The sequence below is a fragment of the Limisphaera sp. 4302-co genome, assembly GCF_049537155.1.
Taxonomy (GTDB): Bacteria; Verrucomicrobiota; Verrucomicrobiia; order Limisphaerales; family Limisphaeraceae; genus Limisphaera.
In genome coordinates this window covers 19784-35814 of record NZ_JBMVQZ010000004.1, presented here as the reverse complement: position 1 = coordinate 35814, position 16031 = coordinate 19784, and the positions used below count along the sequence as shown (strand labels likewise).

Here is a 16031-nt window from a genome sequence, read left to right as displayed (position 1 = left end):
TCGGACACGCCGGTCCCGGGGGCAAAACCCGCCAGGAGCCCGACACGCGCCCGTCGTCAACCTCGTCGCTCAACGGTCGGCCGGTGGTGGAGGGGGCCGTCGTTCGGGCCGCGGGCCCGGACGGTCCGGACGCGGGCCCGGACCCGCCGCCGGACCCCGGCGATTGCGCAGTTCCTGCCATTTTTCGAACTGCTCCGGTGTGAGGATTTCCTTCATTTTTTCCGTCTGCTTATCGCGGAGGGCTTGCATCTTCTCGCGCCGTTGCTCGGGTGAGAGTTGGGTGTCCTGGCGAATCTTTTGGGCTTCCTCACGGAATTCCTGCATGGCAGCGCGCATTTTTTCGCGCTGTTCCTGCGTCAGATGCAGGTCCGCACCCGGCCGGCCGGGCCGAGGTTGATCGGCACGCCGCAGACCCGGCCCGGGCGGTTCACCGGTAGGAGGTCCCAACCGCCTTGGCGGTCGGTCTGCCGGCCTGCCATCGGCGGCCCACAAGGTCGGGCCGCCAACCAAGAGGGTGGCCAAACCCACCAGCCACACCTGCTTCCACACGTTCGTTTTCATATTGGATCCTCCTGTTCTGTTTCGTCCTGCTTGTTTGATCGTTCTGGCCTTTGGGGAGGTTTCCCTCCTTGCCATTCCATCTCATCAGACGCAGGCGGGGGTGTGCAGGTTACTCCTCCCGCCCCCAGCAGGCCGCAAGGAGCTCGGACCGAACCCCTCCCCAAGGCATGGCCGGGCAAGCTGGCTGGCAAGGAGCAGTCCCCGCGTCCACCTCGGTGCTGGACAGGGGCGGTCCTTCTGGTGTAGAGCCTGCGCACGATGAACGGGACCCGATCACTGGCGGAACGCCTGGCCGTCTGCAGTTGGTCACTCCTGCCGGAGGGAACGGACCATTTGATTCGACTGCTGGAGCAGGTGGGTCTGTTCCGCATTCAGCTTGCGCTGGACCCGTTGCATGAATCGCCGGTGGCCTGGCGCCTGACGCGCGAGTCCCTGGCCGTCAATGGCGTGGAGGTCGTTTCCGGAATGTTCACGACCGTGGGGGAGGACTATTCCACCTTGGAAAGCATCCGCCGGACCGGCGGTCTGGTCCCGGACGAACATTGGGAGGAGAACTGGCGCCGGGTGCAAATCGTGCGCGACATCGCCCGCAGTCTCCATATCCGCCTGGTCACCTTTCATGCGGGTTTCCTGCCCGAAGACCCGGGCGACCCTGCCTGTCAGCGGTTGTTCGAGCGCGTTTGCCGCGTGGCCGACTGCTTCGGCGAGGCCGGCATCCAACTGGCCTTTGAAACGGGCCAGGAAACGGCCGAGACGCTGGCCGGGTTTCTGACCCGATTGAACCGGCCCAACGTGGGGGTGAACTTCGACCCGGCCAACATGATCCTGTACGACAAGGGCGATCCAGTGCAGGCCCTGCGCGTGTTGGCCCCCTGGTTGCGCCAGTGTCACCTGAAGGATGCCCGCCGCACACGTGTTCCCGGCACCTGGGGCGAAGAGGTCGTGCTGGGCACGGGCGATGTGGATTGGCCGGCCTTCTTCCGCACCCTGGCCGAAATCGGATTCGACGGCAACCTGTGCATCGAACGCGAGGCAGGCAACCGGCGCGTGGAAGACATCCGGGCCGCGCGCGAGTTCGTCGCACGCTTCGACGCACCGCGGTGATTCCCTCCTCCACATGCCGGCAGGCTTCCTCTCACTCGGAGCACTCACATGAGCAGGCGAACCTCCTCAACCGACCGAACGGTGCGCGTGGGCGTCGTGGGACTGGGTTTCATGGGCCTGACGCATCTGCGCGCCTACGAGAAGATCCCCGGGGTGACCATCGCGGCTGTCAGCGACCCGGTGAAACGACCGGTGAACGGTCTCCTGCCGGGTGTGGGGGGCAACCTGAGCGCGGCCGACGCCCGGCCACTGCCCAGCCACACGCGCTTTTACGAGGACGCCCACGATTTGCTGGCTGACCCGGAGGTGGAACTGGTGGACCTTTGCGTGCCCACGCCGTTGCACGTACCCCTCTCCATCGCGGCGCTGCAGGCGGGCAAGCACGTGCTGTGCGAGAAACCGCTGGCCCGCACCGTCCGTGAAGCCCGTCGCCTCGTGCAGGCGGTCGAAAAAGCGCACACCTTTTTCATGCCCGCGATGTGCATGCGATTCTGGCCGGGCTGGGACTGGGTGGCCGAACGGATCCGGCGGCGGACCTTTGGCCGCGTGCTGGCCGCGCGGTTCCGGCGCGTCAGCACCCCGCCGGGTTGGAGCCGCGCCACCTATTTCCGCGGCGAGGCATCCGGCGGCGCCCTGCTCGATCTGCACATCCACGACACCGATTTCGTCCAGTTCTGTTTCGGCCCGCCGCGCGCGGTCTTCACGCGGGGCCTGACCCGTTTCAGCGGGGCCGTTGATCACCTGGTCACCCAGTACGTCGTCGAGGGGGACGCCGTGGTGAGCGCGGAGGGCAGCTGGATCATGAACGGCGATTACCCCTTCCAGATGACCTTCACCGTGAACTTCGAACGCGCAACCGCGGAATTCGATCTGGCGCGCGGCCCGGAGGCGTTGCGCCTCCACCGGGACGGCCATCCCGCCGAAACCATCCCCCTGCCCCACACGGACGGCTACGTCGAGGAACTGCGGTACTTCGTGACGTGTATCCGGCAGGGACGACCCCCGCGGCGGGTCACGGCCTCGGACGCCCTTCGCGCCGTGGCCATCTGCGCCGCTGAAGAGCGCTCGGCTCGCACGGGCCGACTGGTCTCCGTGGCGTGAGGACCCGCGCGCGGCTCACTGCGACGGCACCGGGATGTAGATCGTGTCCCCGGGGCGGAGCCGGTGAAAGTCCAGCCCCGGATTGGCCTTGAGAATGGCGCTCAACGGCACGTCGTACTGGACGGCCAGGCTGATGATCGTTTCCCCGGCCCGATAGGTGTGTGCCCGCAGCGTCGGCGGAGGAGGAGGCTCCGGCAATCCCTCGCCCAACACCTCGGCCTGCGCCTTCAAGGCTTCCAGCTCGAGCTGGCGCCGCTGGATTTCCCGTTGGAGCGCTGTCAGGCCGGTGTTGGTCTGGACCCGGGCGACCTCCTCGGCCAGGGCCTGGCGGATGGCGTGGAAAGTGTCAGCCAGTTCGGGCCGACCGCTCCGTTGGGCATCGGCAAGGGCCGCGCGATACTCGGGATCCTGCAATCGCTGGTACAGCCGGTAACGGTCTTCGCCCAACGCCAGCCGGATCGCCTCCCGGTACTGCGCCTCCAGTTGCTGCAATTGCTGGGCGGTGGCGGGGCTGTCCGACTCGGCCAGCGCGGCCCATGCCTGTTCGTACCGCCGGCGTGCATGGAACCAGGCGCGGAACTGGTCGGGCGTGAGCTCAAGCCCGCCCAGTTGCGCCAGTTCCTCCCGCAACGCCCGAGCCGTGGGAGAGTACCGGAGCAGCAGTTCTTCCAGTGGTGCGGGCGACAGGATGCCGGCCAATTCCTGTTCCCACTGTTGTTGGAGGCGGAACTGCTCGGCCTGTGTGACCGTGCGCTGTTCCGCCACGGCAAGCTGCTGGAGGGCGGCCCATCGTTCCTGGTGACGGCGGTAGCTGTCCTGAACCTGTTGTTTCACCTCGGCCGGCAAAGGCCCCAACAAGGGGCCGTCCAGGGCCAGGCCGGGCTGGGAGGGACGCGGCAGGCTGATCTGGTCGCCCGTCTCCCAACCGGGACCCAGCAGGGCCGTCAAAAGGGCGCGCCGCTCGGTCTCCAGGGCCTCCAACTGGGCGCGAGCCCGGGCTTCGACCTCCGGATCCGGCTGGGTCCGCCACCACTGTTGCTGGGGTGTCATCACCTCCGTGGCCCGGCGCCGCGCAAACAGGGCGTTCACGTCGGCGATGATGATGTCCCGAATGGTCTGTTCCGGACAACCGATGGCAAGCAGGTTGGCCACGTAGGTGGCGTAGTCGGGCGATTCGATTTCGCTCCAGTGAAAGAACTGGCGGCGGGGGACGAAATTCGTGCGGGTGAGCGGCGCGGCTGCCGCCGTGTTGGTGAGGGCAACCGGTGACGGCTCCGGTGCCGTGGCCCGATGCCTCCAGGCGGTCCACCAGCCGGCGGCCAGGACCACGTTGGCACCCAGCGAAAGGTACAACCAGATTCGTCCGCGCATAACAGCGGCTGCCCCGCCGGCATCCATGCCACATCGGGGCACCCGTGGCAACGGCCAACCGAGCCCCACCGGCGGCGCGGCGCACCCGCGCGGCCGCGGCGGATCTTACGTCCCGGCGGCCTCCCCGTCCGGGGCCGCCTGATCCGGCGCCGGCGGCCGGCCCGCCCGCGGCAGCGACCGGTCCACCACGGCGTCCTCCTCATGTTCCGCGATCACCGGCGCCACGGCCTGAAGCCGGTCCCCCTCCTCCAGGTCAATGATCTTCACCCCCTGGGTGTTGCGACCGGCCTCGCGGATGCCGTGCACCCAGGTCCGGATCATCTGCCCCCGCCAGGTGATCAGCATGATCTGGTCGGAGTCCCGCACCGTCAGCGCACCCACCACCGGCCCGGTTCGCTCGGTGGTTTTCATGGTGATGATGCCTTTGCCACCCCGTCCCTGGGTCCGGTATTCGTCGAACGACGTGCGTTTGCCCAGGCCGTTTTCGCCCACGACCAACAACGTCGCGTCCGGCTGGACCACGGCCATGGCGACCACCTCGTCGCCCGGCTCCAATTCGATGCCCCGCACACCCGCCGCCGGCCGGCCCATGGGACGGACCTCCTCCTCGGAAAACCGAATGCTCATCCCCTGCCGGGTGATGAGGACCACCTCGTCCCGGCCGGAGGTCCATTTCACGTCAATGACGGTGTCCCCCTCCTCGATGCCGATGGCAATGATGCCGCCTTTGCGAACGTGGGCGAATTCTTCCAACGCGGTCTTTTTGACCTTGCCCAGCCGGGTGGCAAAGAACAGGTAGCCGGGTTGCGACCAGGTCACGTCCCGGCGCGCGGCATCGGTCCGCGACGGGATGCGGATCAACGCGGCGATGCGCTCCCCCTCCCTGAGTTCCAGCAAATTGGCAATGCTGCGGCCCCGGGCCGTCCGGCTCATGTCCGGTATCTCCAGCACGCGCTCGACGTGCACGCGACCGGTGTTGGTGAAGAACATGAGATGGTCATGGGTGCTGGCGGCGAAAAGGTGCTCGATGAAGTCGGCCGGTTCGCCCTCCGGGGTCGGGCCTTCTTTTGTGCCCATGCCGATCACGCCCTTGCCGCCGCGGTGTTGGGCCCGGTAGGCACTCAGCTGGGTGCGCTTGATCAGGCCGTTGTGTGTGAGGGTGATGACCACCGGCTCGTTGGCCACCAGATCTTCAATGGCCATGTCGCCGGCCTCCTCGAGGATCTCCGTCCGGCGCGGCGTGGCGTACTTCCGTTTCACCTCCTGCAGTTCGTCCTTGATGATCCCCAGCAACCGTTCCTCGCGTGCCAGGATGTCCTGCAGGTCGCGAATCTTCTCCAACAAGTCGCGATACTCCCGGATGACCTTGTCAATCTCGAGCCCGGTCAACTGATAGAGCCGCAGCTCCAGGATCGCGTCCACCTGCGCCTCGGACAGGGCATAGCGACCGTTCACCAGCCGGTCCTCGTGACGGAGGTGGATGTGCCACGCCTCGATCTGCTGGCGGGTCCATTCGAAGGCCAGCAGTTTGACCCGGGCCTCCTCGCGCGTGCGCGAGTTGCGGATGATCCGGATGAACTCGTCGAGGTTGGCCAGGGCAATGAGATAACCTTCCAGAATCTCGGCCCGTTCCTCGGCCTTGCGCAGCTCGTGGCGTGTCCGGCGCAGGATGACCTCACGCCGGTGCTCGATGTAACAGCCCAGCGCATCCTTCAGGGTCAACAGGCGCGGCCGGCCGCGGTCGATCGCCAGCATGTTGACCGCAAAGGTGCTTTCCAACTGCGTCAGGCGATAGAGGTTGTTGATGATCACCTTGGGCGTCGCGTCGCGCTTGATCTCCAACACCACGCGGGTGTTTTCGTCCGATTCATCGCGGATCCCGGTAATGTCGGCCAGACCGGGAGTCTTCTGGTTGACCAGCTCGGCGATGCGCTCCACCAGGGCGGCCCGGTTCACCCCGAAGGGGATCTCGGTGATCACGATCTGCTCGCGGCCACCTTTGAGTTCCTCCACATGGACGCGCCCGCGCACCTTCAGGGTGCCGCGACCGGTTTCGTAATACTGGCGGATCCCCGCGCGGCCGCACACCATACAGCCGGTGGGGAAATCCGGCCCCGGCATCAGGCACATCAACTCCTCGACGGATATGTCCGGGTTGTCGATCTGGGCGCAGACGGCGTCAATCACTTCGCCGAGGTTGTGCGGCGGGATGTTGGTGGCCATGCCCACGGCAATGCCCGTGCCCCCGTTGACCAGCAGATTGGGAAAGGCGGCCGGAAAGACGGAGGGCTCGGTCCGCGTGTCGTCGTAGTTGGGCACGAAGTCCACCGTGTCCTTGTCCATGTCCTGCATCAGCAGGGCCCCCAGCGGCGCCAGACGCGCCTCGGTGTACCGCATGGACGCCGGAGGATCGCCCTCGATGGAACCGAAATTGCCCTGCCCGTCCACCAGCGGCTCGCGCATGGACCACGGCTGGGCCATGTGCACCAGCGTGGGGTAGATGGCCTGATCGCCGTGCGGGTGGTAATTCCCCATCGTCTCCCCGACGATTTTGGCGCACTTGACGTGTTTCCGGTTGGGCCACACGCCCAGCTCGTGCATCGCATACAGGATGCGCCGTTGCGACGGTTTCAGCCCGTCGCGCACGTCCGGCAGGGCGCGCGAGATGATCACCGACATCGAGTAGTCGAGGAAACAGCTCTTGATCTCCTCGGCCACGTTGACGGTGGCGACCTTTTCACCGGCGGGTTGCGGAGCCGCCGCGGAGTGAGATTCGGGTGTCTCTGGCATGGATCAGAATCGCTCGCGAAAAGGGTGGACGGGCACCGGACGCCCCGCCCGCTGAATCAAATGTCCAGATTGCGCACGCTCAACGCGTTGTCCTCGATGAAGCGCCGGCGCGGTTCGACCTCCTCCCCCATGAGGGTGGTGAACATCCGCTCGGCCTCCACGGCATCGGTCAGCTCGATGCGCAACAACTTGCGCCGGGCCGGGTCCATCGTGGTTTCATAAAGTTCCTTGGGATTCATCTCGCCCAGACCCTTGAAGCGTTTGATCTGCAGGCCGCGCCGTCCCACCTCCTTCACCGCCGTCAGAATCTCCGGAATGGAAAACAGCGGCCGCACCCGGGCCTCCTCGCCCTCGCCCTCGATGAGCTCGAACAACGGCTGGTCCTGCGCGGCGTAATGTTCGAGATGGAACCCCTTGCTTTCGAGCTTCCGCAAAAGCTCGCCGATGGCCTTGCTCTCATGCAGCTCGACGTGAACGGCCCGGCGCGTCGGGCCGTTGCGGGATTTGCCGGGGGGCTGCGCCTCCTCCTCGTCACCGAAGAGGCCCAGGTCCGGATTGGCATCGCCGAACTCGCGCAGTTGTTGTTCGGTGTGGAAGTAGTGCACCTGCTCGTCGTTGCCCTGGCGCACCCGGACGAGGTGCCGCGGCAGCTCGTGGTTGACCGGGTGGCGGTGTTCGATGTAGTCGGCGAAATCCGCCCCGTGCCGGGCCAGCGCCCGCGCGTACTTGTCCAACTGGTCCAACAGGCCCAGTGTTTCCTCCAGTTGCTTCTGTGAAAGTTCCCGCTGGTCCGCCAGGTTGCGGAGGCGAACCTCCTCGGCCCCGAGCCGGATGAGGATCCGGTTCAACTGCGCCTCGTCCTCGACGTATTCCACCCGTTTCTTCCGGGTGACCTGGTACAGGGGAGGCTGTGCGATGTACACATGGCCGCGTTTGATCAGCTCGGGCATCTGCCGGTAGAAGAACGTCAGGAGCAACGTGCGGATGTGCGAGCCGTCCACGTCCGCGTCGGTCATGAGGATGATCTTGTGATACCGGAGCTTCTCAATGTTGAACGCGCCCTCGCCCTCCCCGTTGCCGATGCCCGTGCCGATGGCCGTGATCATGGTCCGGATCTCGGCATTGTCCAGCACCTTGTCCAGCCGCGCCTTCTCCACGTTGATGAGCTTGCCGCGGATCGGCAGGATGGCCTGGTAGCGCCGGTCCCGACCCTGCTTGGCCGAGCCGCCTGCCGAGTCCCCCTCCACGATGAATAGCTCGCACTGGGCGGGGTCGCGCTCGGAACAATCGGCCAGTTTGCCGGGCAAGCCGCCGCCGGTCAGCGCCGTCTTGCGGACCGTCTCGCGCGCCCTCCGTGCCGCCTCGCGCGCCCGCGCCGCCAGCAGCGCCTTTTCCACGATCTTCCGCGCCACCGCCGGGTTGGCGTCAAGGTAGCTCATCAGCCCGTCGTACACGACGGACGAAACAATCCCCTCAATCTCCGTGTTGACCAGCTTGACCTTGGTCTGTGATTCGAAGCGCGGGTTCGGCAGTTTCACGCTCAACACACAGACCAACCCTTCGCGCACGTCGTCGCCCGTCAGCGTCGGATCCTTTTCCTTCAACAAGCCCTGCTGCCGCGCGTACTGGTTGATCGCCCGCGTCAGGGCGGACCGAAACCCGGTCAGATGCGTGCCCCCGTCCGGGTTGGGAATCGAGTTGGCAAAGCAAAGGATCTGATCGTTGTAGCCGTCGTGGTACTGGAGCACGCAGTCCACGAACACCTCCTCCGGGCGGCCCTCGATCTCCACCTCCCGGCGACCGGTGATCACGATCGGTTTCGGATGCAGCACCTGCCGGCTCTGATTGATCTGCCGCACGAACTCCTCGATGCCGTGCCTGTAAAAGAACCGTTCGGTGCGCTCCACCCGCTCGTCTTTCAGCGTGATCTCCAGGCCGGGATTCAAAAACGCCAGCTCCCGCAGCCGGTTGGCCAACAGATCAAACTTGAATTCCGTGGTCAGGGTGAAGATCTCCGGATCCGGCTTGAAGGTGATCAACGTACCGGTCTGCCGCGACTTGCCGATCACCTCCAACGGACGGACCGTCTTGCCGCGGCTGAACTCCATGTAGTACACCTTGCCGTCGCGGCTGACCTCCACCTTGAACCACTCCGACAGCGCGTTCACGCACTTGGCACCCACACCGTGCAGGCCGCCGGAATACTTGTACGCCCCCTGCCCGAACTTCCCGCCGGCGTGAAGATTCGTCAGCACCAGCTCCACCGCCGGAATCCCCCACTTGGGGTGAATGTCCACCGGAATGCCCCGGCCGTCGTCGCGCACCGAAACCGAGCCGTCCACGTGCAGCACCACCTCGATCTTGCGACAAAAACCGGCCAGGTGCTCGTCAATCGAGTTGTCCAGCACCTCGAACACGCAATGGTGCAACCCGCGCTCGTCCGGATCGCCAATGTACATGCCCGGCCGCTTCCGCACCGCCTCCAGACCCTCCAGCTTGTCGATCTTGGAAGCGTCATACGGCTCGGCCGTCGAAACCACTGCCGCGCTTTGCTCCGCCCGCGTCTCCAACGTCTCTTCAGGCATACAGAATCGCTTCTTGAACCTCGGTCGAAGATCAGTCCCCGACCGACCTGATCATAAAAAATTTGCATCCCGGACACAATCGCCTTTTCGGCAGGGAAGCGCCTGTCGCTGCCCGGACAAGTCATTGTGAACAAATATGTTACACTGCCGCACGTGGACCCCCGGCCGCTGCCGCCGGAAAAAGCGGTTCGCACGAGGCAAAAACATGCCCTCCCGCGCCTCGTCGTTTTCCGTTGCCGCCCGAAGCCGCACCCGGCGCCGGAGGGCCCGGCCCGGTGGTCGCTCTCCCCGCAGGAACTTGCCGGCCGGGCAAGCATCGGTTGGTCAACCGGCCCGCCCGAGCAGGCGCTCCGCGCCCGGCGGCCGGATGCCGGGCCCGCAGCACCTGGGCCACACACCACCAAGCCGATTGCCCGTTGGCAAACCGCCGGCCCGCGTTTTACCCTGCGCGCCGATGCGTGCCATGAACATCTGGCAGGAGTTGTGCTGGCGGGAATTGATCGCCGACTGCACCGACGCGGCGGCACTTCAGGGTCGGACCCACCCATGGACACTGTACTGCGGGTTCGATCCCACCGCCGACAGCCTGCATGTGGGGCATCTGGTGCCCCTGCTGGCCCTGCGCCGTTTCCAGCAGTTCGGCCATCACCCCATCGCAGTGGCCGGCGGAGCCACCGGCTGCATCGGCGATCCCAGCGGCAAAAGCACCGAACGGCCCCTGCTGACCAAGGAACAGATCCGCGCCAACCTCGAGTCCATCCGCCCGCAACTGGAACGGTTGCTCGATTTCGAGTCGCGCACCAATCCGGCTCGACTGCTGGACAACGCCGATTGGACGGCGTCGGTCACCTACCTCGATTTCCTCCGCGACATCGGCAAGCACTTTTCCATCAACCAAATGCTGACCAAGGAGAGCGTGCGGGCCCGGCTGGAGGATCGCGAGGCCGGCCTCAGCTACACCGAGTTCAGTTACATGCTGCTGCAGGCCTACGACTTCTACGTCCTATGCCGCGACCACCAGTGCGAACTCCAGATCGGCGGCAGCGACCAGTGGGGCAACATCACCGCCGGCATCGATCTGATCCGCAAAAAACTCGGCCGCACCGCTTACGGGCTCACCCTCCCATTGGTCACAAAGGCCGACGGCACCAAATTCGGCAAGACCGAGTCCGGCAGCGTGTGGCTCGACCCCAACAAGACCAGCCCCTACCGCTTTTACCAGTTCTGGATCAACACCGACGACCGCGACGTCATCCGTTACCTCAAATACTTCACCTTCCTGAGTCAGGACGAGATAGGCGCCCTGGAGGCCGAACACCAGCGCAATCCCGGTGCCCGTACCGCCCACCGCGCCCTGGCACGGGCCGTGACCGAACTGGTCCACGGCCCAACAGCGGCACAGGAAGCCGTCCGCGCCAGCGAAGTCCTCTTCGGCGGCGGGTTGGAAGGCATCCCCGAATCCACCTTCCACGAAATCATGGACGAGGTCCCCACCCTCCACCTGCCCCGCACCGAACTGGACGGCGAAGGCGCGCCCCTGGTGGACTTGATCGTCCGGGCCGGTTTGGCTCCCTCCAAGAGCCAGGCCCGAAAAGACATCGAGGGCGGCGGGATCTACGTCAACAACGTCCGCGAAAACCGCATCCAACGCCGGGTTCGGGCCGACGACCTGCTCTTCGGTCGTCACCTGCTCCTGCGCAAGGGCCGCAAACACTACGTCCTCATCACGGCGGAATGAACCCGGGCCTCGCCACACACCCTACCCGCCGCACAGCCGCCGCCGGCGCCGCACCGTCCCCATGACCACCAGCCCCGCTCCCGAGGAACCGCCCCTCCATCCGGAGCGACCCGCCGGACCCGATCCCTATGCCGTCTTGCGCAACCGCGATTACCTGCTCTACCTGATCGGCCGGTTGATCTCCGTCTTCGGCCAACAAATGGCCGTGGTGGCCGTGGGCTGGGAACTCTACGACCGAACCGGTACCGCCCTCGCCCTCGGATTGGTGGGCCTGGTCCAGATGGTTCCCATGCTCCTGTTCACCCTGCCGGCTGGACACGTGGCGGACAACCACGACCGCCGCCAAATCGTCCTCTTCTGCACGGGCGCCATGACTCTGGCCGGGCTGGGATTGACCTGGGTCAGCGCCACACACGCCCCCGTGGGCTGGATCTACCTACTTCTGTTCCTCGCCGGCGTGGCGCGCACCTTCCAATGGCCTGCCAGCGCCGCTTTCCTTCCGCAACTGGTGCCGCGGCAACTCTTCTCCCGCGCCGTCGCTTGGAACAGCAGCTCCTTCCACCTCTCCTGTGTCGTGGGCCCTGCCGTCGGCGGCGCCGTTCTGGCCTGGACCCACCGGCCGGCAGTGGTCTACCTCTGCTTCAGCCTCGCGCACCTGATTTGTTTCCTCCTGATGACCGCCATCCGGCCCCGGCCCCTCCGTCACCCGCCCGAACCGCTCACCTTCCCCAGCCTTCTCACCGGATTTCGCTTCATCTTCAGCCAGCGCGTGTTGCTCGGGGTCATCACACTCGATCTCTTTGCCGTCCTGCTCGGCGGCGCCACCGCCCTGCTGCCCATCTTCGCCCGCGACATCCTCCACGCCGGTCCCGACGGTCTCGGCCTCCTGCAGGCCGCCATGCCCTTGGGCGCCGTCCTCTGCGCCCTGATCCTGGCCCACCGGCCCCCCCTCCAACACGCCGGCCGCACCATGCTGCTGGCCGTCGCCGTGTTCGGCCTGGCCACCATTGGATTCGGGCTGTCCCAATGGTTCTGGTGCTCCTGGCTGCTGCTCTTGATCTGCGGCGCGGCCGACAACGTCAGCATCGTCGTCCGTCACACACTGGTGCAGCTCCTGACCCCGGACGAAAAGCGCGGCCGCGTCTCGGCAGTCAACAGCCTGTTCATCGGCACCTCGAACGAACTCGGCGGTTTTCGCGCCGGCACGGTCGCACACTGGTGCGGTCCGGCACTCGGCCATTCCATCGCCACCGGCGCCATCGCCTCGGTCGTCCTCGGTGGAATCGGCACCCTCCTGAGCGTGCTGGCCGTGGCCTTCATCTGGCCCGAGGTCCGGCGCTACGGCCGCCTCGACACCTGAGCTCCCGGCCACGACCCCGACCGGCCACACCGCCGCGAACGCCCCTCACCCGCCTGCGCCGCCCGGCGAAACCGGCATCCCCGCCTTCAACGGCTCGGCCACCTCCGCCGGTCCCGCCCTGCGCCAGCCACCTCTCCGTCCGTGGTACGCCCCCAGGAAGTACACCAGCACCGCCACGGTCCACAGGGCCAGACCACTCCAAAAGCGCGTCCAATCCGCCTCACCCGATCCCCCGGCACAGATCGCAAACCAGAGCCCGCATCCAAGGTAGCCGATCAAACTCCCCAACCCCATAGTCAGAAGCGTCAGCAGCGCCTGCGCACGTGCGCGCCAGCCTGGTCCGATCCGCTCCGCCACGTACACCTGGGCAGTGATCATCACACAGGCAAAAGCCACACCGTGCAACGCCACACCCAGCAACACAGGCAAGGGACGGTCCACCGCACACAAGCCCAGTCGCAACGCCCCGGCCGCCAGCCCCAGCACCATCGTCCATTTCAGACGCCATCGAACCAACAGGCTCCCCAGCAGGAACAACGCCACCACCTCGCTCACCTGCGCCAACGACATCCATGCGCTCAACCGCCGAAAACCCAGGTCGGACAAGTGCGGCGGCGTGTATGGATACAATCCCGCCAGGCTCACACTGAACAGCCCCGCCGTCAGATACACCACCCGGTGATCCCGGTCCCGCAACAGCCCAAGCGCATCCCAACCCAACCGCGCGCGCCAACCCCTCCCCGGATCCACCGCCGGCGGAGGCACCTCCGGCAGCCGCCATGTGTACAGCCCCACCAACAACCACGCCGCGCCACACAGGTAACCCGACAACACCGACCCATCCGCACCCGCGGCACTCGTAAGCCAACAACCGCACATCCAACCCACCGTCGCCATCGCCCGGATCGGCCCAAACTCCCGGCCCGAATCCGTCAACTGCGACAACACCGCCGCCGTGGACAGACTGAAGGTGGGGGCCATCGCCAGCGCCACTGCTTGGATCCATATCCACGCACCAACCGATCCAATGCCCCGTCCCAGCCACCAGGTCGTCGCCAGGATCAGCACCCCCGTCACCACCGCCAAACCCCGGACCACCCGCACCGGCGACACATGCCGATCCGCTACCGCACCGAACACCAGCGGCGAGACAAACGCCGCCACCGCCGAGGCCGCAAACGCGTACGGACGCAACCCGTCATGGCCCGTGCCCGCCAGCAACGCGCTCAACGGCACGAACCACATCCCCATGGCCATGGCATGCAGGAAAAACAACGCCGCCCACCGGCCGTGACCCGCTCGAATCCAACCCAAACGCACCCCCGCAGAAGAACCGCACGCACCCGGATTGCAAGGGAAAACCCAACCCGACCCACCCCGGCTCAACACCTCGGGGCGGACAAAACCCGGTTTGTCGCGCGAATTTGACACCATTTGCGCCCCGCCCTATTGGTTTGCGCATAGCGCATGGAAACGCCAGGTCAGATTCCACATGGGCCCGGTCACGCCAGGCGGGTGTACGACAGCATCTTCGAGCTGTTGCCCGACGTGGACAACCCGACGCCCTTGGTCCGTGTCCGCCGGCTGAATCCGTCGGACCGTTTTGACCTGTTTGCCAAGCTGGAGTGGTACAACCCGTTCGGATCGGTCAAGGATCGCGCGGCCTGGGCCATGTTGCGCCGACTGGAGGAGGAGGGCCAGGTCAACGAACGCCGCGGCATCGTGGAACCGACCAGCGGCAACACCGGTTTGAGTCTGGCGGCCATGGCCGGTGCACGCGGGTACCGCATGCGGGCCGTCGTACCGAACAAGGTGCCCGCCGAGAAAAAGCTGCTGCTCAAGATCGTCGGAGCCGAACTGGACGTGGTCAGCGACGAACTCTGCCCGGCGCCCGGTTTGGGGGACGGATCCATCAACCTGGCCAAGACACACGCCCGGGCGCAGGCAGATCGCTACGCCATGCCCAATCAATACGAAAACCCGGCCAACGTGGAGGCCCATTATCGGACCACCGGCCCGGAGATTTGGCGACAAACCGAAGGCCGGATCACCCATCTGTTCGTCTCCCTGGGCACCTGCGGCACCGTCACCGGCACCGGCCGGTTCCTGAAAGAAAAGAATCCGCGCATCCGCATCGTGGCCGTGCAGCCCACACCCGGCCACGACGTGCCCGGACTGCGCAACGTGGAGCAACTGGCCGTTTCCAAGCTCTTCGATCCCTCGCTGATTGACGATCTGCTGGAGATCGACTTCGAACTGGCCTACCACCGCGCCCTGGATCTCTGCAGGCAGGAAGGACTGTTGGCCGGGCCCAGCTCCGGTCTGATCCTGGAGGGCGCGCGGCGGATCATCGAACGCGATCGCGAGGGGCTGGGCGTCATGATCTTTCCCGACAACGTCTTCAAATACACGACCAACCTGGCCAAACACGCGCGAGAACTCCGGGAAGGATTGGAACCTCCCCGGTAACCCCATGCAGTACCGCAACCCCAGAAACGGAGGTCTACCATGAGCAACCCCAGTGAATACGCCCATCCCGAGGTGCTGGTCAGCACCGATTGGGTCAAGGAACACATCGGTCAACCCGGCATCCGGATCGTCGAGGTTGACGTGGATACACAGGCCTACGACGCCGGACACATCCCCGGCGCCGTGGGATTCAACTGGCAAACCCAGCTCCAAGACCCGGTCCGACGCGACATCCTCAGCGCCGACAGCTTCGAACAACTCATGCGCCAGGCCGGGATCCGCAACGAAGACACCATCATCCTTTACGGCGATCACAACAACTGGTTCGCCGCCTACGGGTTCTGGCTTTTCAAGATCTACGGGCACCAGGACGTCCGCCTCATGAACGGCGGCCGGGCCAAATGGCTCAACGAACCCGACAAACCGCTCACCACCGAAAAGCCGACCTTCCCGCCCAGCGACTACAAGGTCAGGGTGGTCCATCACGAATTGCGTGCCCTGCTGCCCCAGGTTTTCGAAGCATCCCAAACGGGCAGGTACAACCTGGTGGACGTCCGCAGCCCGGACGAGTTCACCGGCAAGGTCATCGCCCCGCCCGGCATGACCGAAACCGCCCAGCGCGGCGGCCACATCCCCGGCGCCAAAAACATCCCGTGGAGCATGGCCGTCAACCCGGACGGCACCTTCAAGTCGGCGGCCGAACTCCGGGCACTGTACCTGGAGCAGAAAGGTGTGGACCCCGACAAACCCACCATCGCCTATTGCCGCATCGGCGAACGATCCAGCCACACGTGGTTCGTCCTCAAATACCTGTTGGGTCTGCCGGATGTCCGCAACTACGACGGCAGCTGGACCGAGTACGGCAACCTCGTGGGTGCGCCCATCGAAAAGCCCTAACCGGTCCCCACAGCGGCCGGACCGCACCCGAACGCGGGCGCTTTCTGTCCACTTG

Annotated in this window: 11 protein-coding genes; 6 read left to right on the top strand and 5 right to left on the bottom strand. The window is 65.7% G+C overall.

The features are described from left to right. Window positions 1-69 precede the first annotated feature (69 nt). On the bottom strand, window positions 70-561 hold the full coding sequence (locus tag ACPDIX_RS05580; protein WP_423430793.1) for a Spy/CpxP family protein refolding chaperone: 492 nt from the start codon (window positions 559-561) through the stop codon (window positions 70-72). 258 nt (window positions 562-819) lie between these two features. On the opposite strand from ACPDIX_RS05580, the gene ACPDIX_RS05575 reads away from it, so the two are divergent. Together ACPDIX_RS05575 and ACPDIX_RS05570 are read left to right on the top strand one after the other, a co-directional pair. After that, window positions 820-1665 carry a sugar phosphate isomerase/epimerase family protein gene (locus ACPDIX_RS05575; RefSeq protein ID WP_423430792.1) on the top strand — a complete coding sequence of 282 codons (846 nt, stop codon included), beginning with the start codon at window positions 820-822 and terminating at the stop codon, window positions 1663-1665. Window positions 1666-1713: 48 nt separating this feature from the next. Continuing rightward, on the top strand, window positions 1714-2766 hold the full coding sequence (locus ACPDIX_RS05570) for a Gfo/Idh/MocA family protein (protein WP_423430791.1): 1053 nt from the start codon (window positions 1714-1716) through the stop codon (window positions 2764-2766). A gap of 15 nt (window positions 2767-2781) precedes the next feature. Here ACPDIX_RS05570 and ACPDIX_RS05565 read toward each other — a convergent pair whose 3' ends face one another. The 3 genes from ACPDIX_RS05565 to gyrB all read right to left on the bottom strand — a co-directional run bounded on the left by ACPDIX_RS05565 (window position 2782) and on the right by gyrB (window position 9512). Beyond that, on the bottom strand, window positions 2782-4137 hold the full coding sequence (locus ACPDIX_RS05565) for a LysM peptidoglycan-binding domain-containing protein (protein WP_423430790.1): 1356 nt from the start codon (window positions 4135-4137) through the stop codon (window positions 2782-2784). Window positions 4138-4242: 105 nt separating this feature from the next. Beyond that, window positions 4243-6927 carry a DNA gyrase subunit A gene (gyrA, locus tag ACPDIX_RS05560; protein WP_423430789.1) on the bottom strand — a complete coding sequence of 895 codons (2685 nt, stop codon included), beginning with the start codon at window positions 6925-6927 and terminating at the stop codon, window positions 4243-4245. 56 nt (window positions 6928-6983) lie between these two features. After that, entirely contained in the window at window positions 6984-9512 is a 2529-nt protein-coding gene (gene gyrB, locus ACPDIX_RS05555) for a DNA topoisomerase (ATP-hydrolyzing) subunit B (RefSeq protein ID WP_423430788.1), read from the bottom strand. 463 nt (window positions 9513-9975) lie between these two features. Here gyrB and tyrS point away from each other — a divergent pair, with 463 nt between their 5' ends. Together tyrS and ACPDIX_RS05545 are read left to right on the top strand one after the other, a co-directional pair. Further along, entirely contained in the window at window positions 9976-11250 is a 1275-nt protein-coding gene (tyrS, locus tag ACPDIX_RS05550; protein WP_423430787.1) for a tyrosine--tRNA ligase, read from the top strand. A gap of 61 nt (window positions 11251-11311) precedes the next feature. Further along, on the top strand, window positions 11312-12610 hold the full coding sequence (locus tag ACPDIX_RS05545; protein WP_423430786.1) for an MFS transporter: 1299 nt from the start codon (window positions 11312-11314) through the stop codon (window positions 12608-12610). A gap of 45 nt (window positions 12611-12655) precedes the next feature. Here the strand turns inward: ACPDIX_RS05545 and ACPDIX_RS05540 are convergent, their stop codons facing one another. Next, window positions 12656-13930, bottom strand: coding sequence for an MFS transporter (locus ACPDIX_RS05540; protein ID WP_423430785.1), 1275 nt, complete (start codon window positions 13928-13930; stop codon window positions 12656-12658). Between the two features lie 147 nt (window positions 13931-14077). Between ACPDIX_RS05540 and ACPDIX_RS05535 the strand changes: the two genes are divergently transcribed. Next, the gene (locus ACPDIX_RS05535; protein ID WP_423430784.1) at window positions 14078-15079 is read left to right on the top strand and encodes a PLP-dependent cysteine synthase family protein; all 1002 of its coding nucleotides are present in this window, start codon (window positions 14078-14080) and stop codon (window positions 15077-15079) included. A 39-nt stretch (window positions 15080-15118) separates the two neighbouring features. After that, a complete protein-coding gene (locus ACPDIX_RS05530; RefSeq protein WP_423430783.1) occupies window positions 15119-15976 on the top strand; it encodes a sulfurtransferase in 858 nt (285 codons plus the stop codon). Window positions 15977-16031 lie beyond the last annotated feature (55 nt).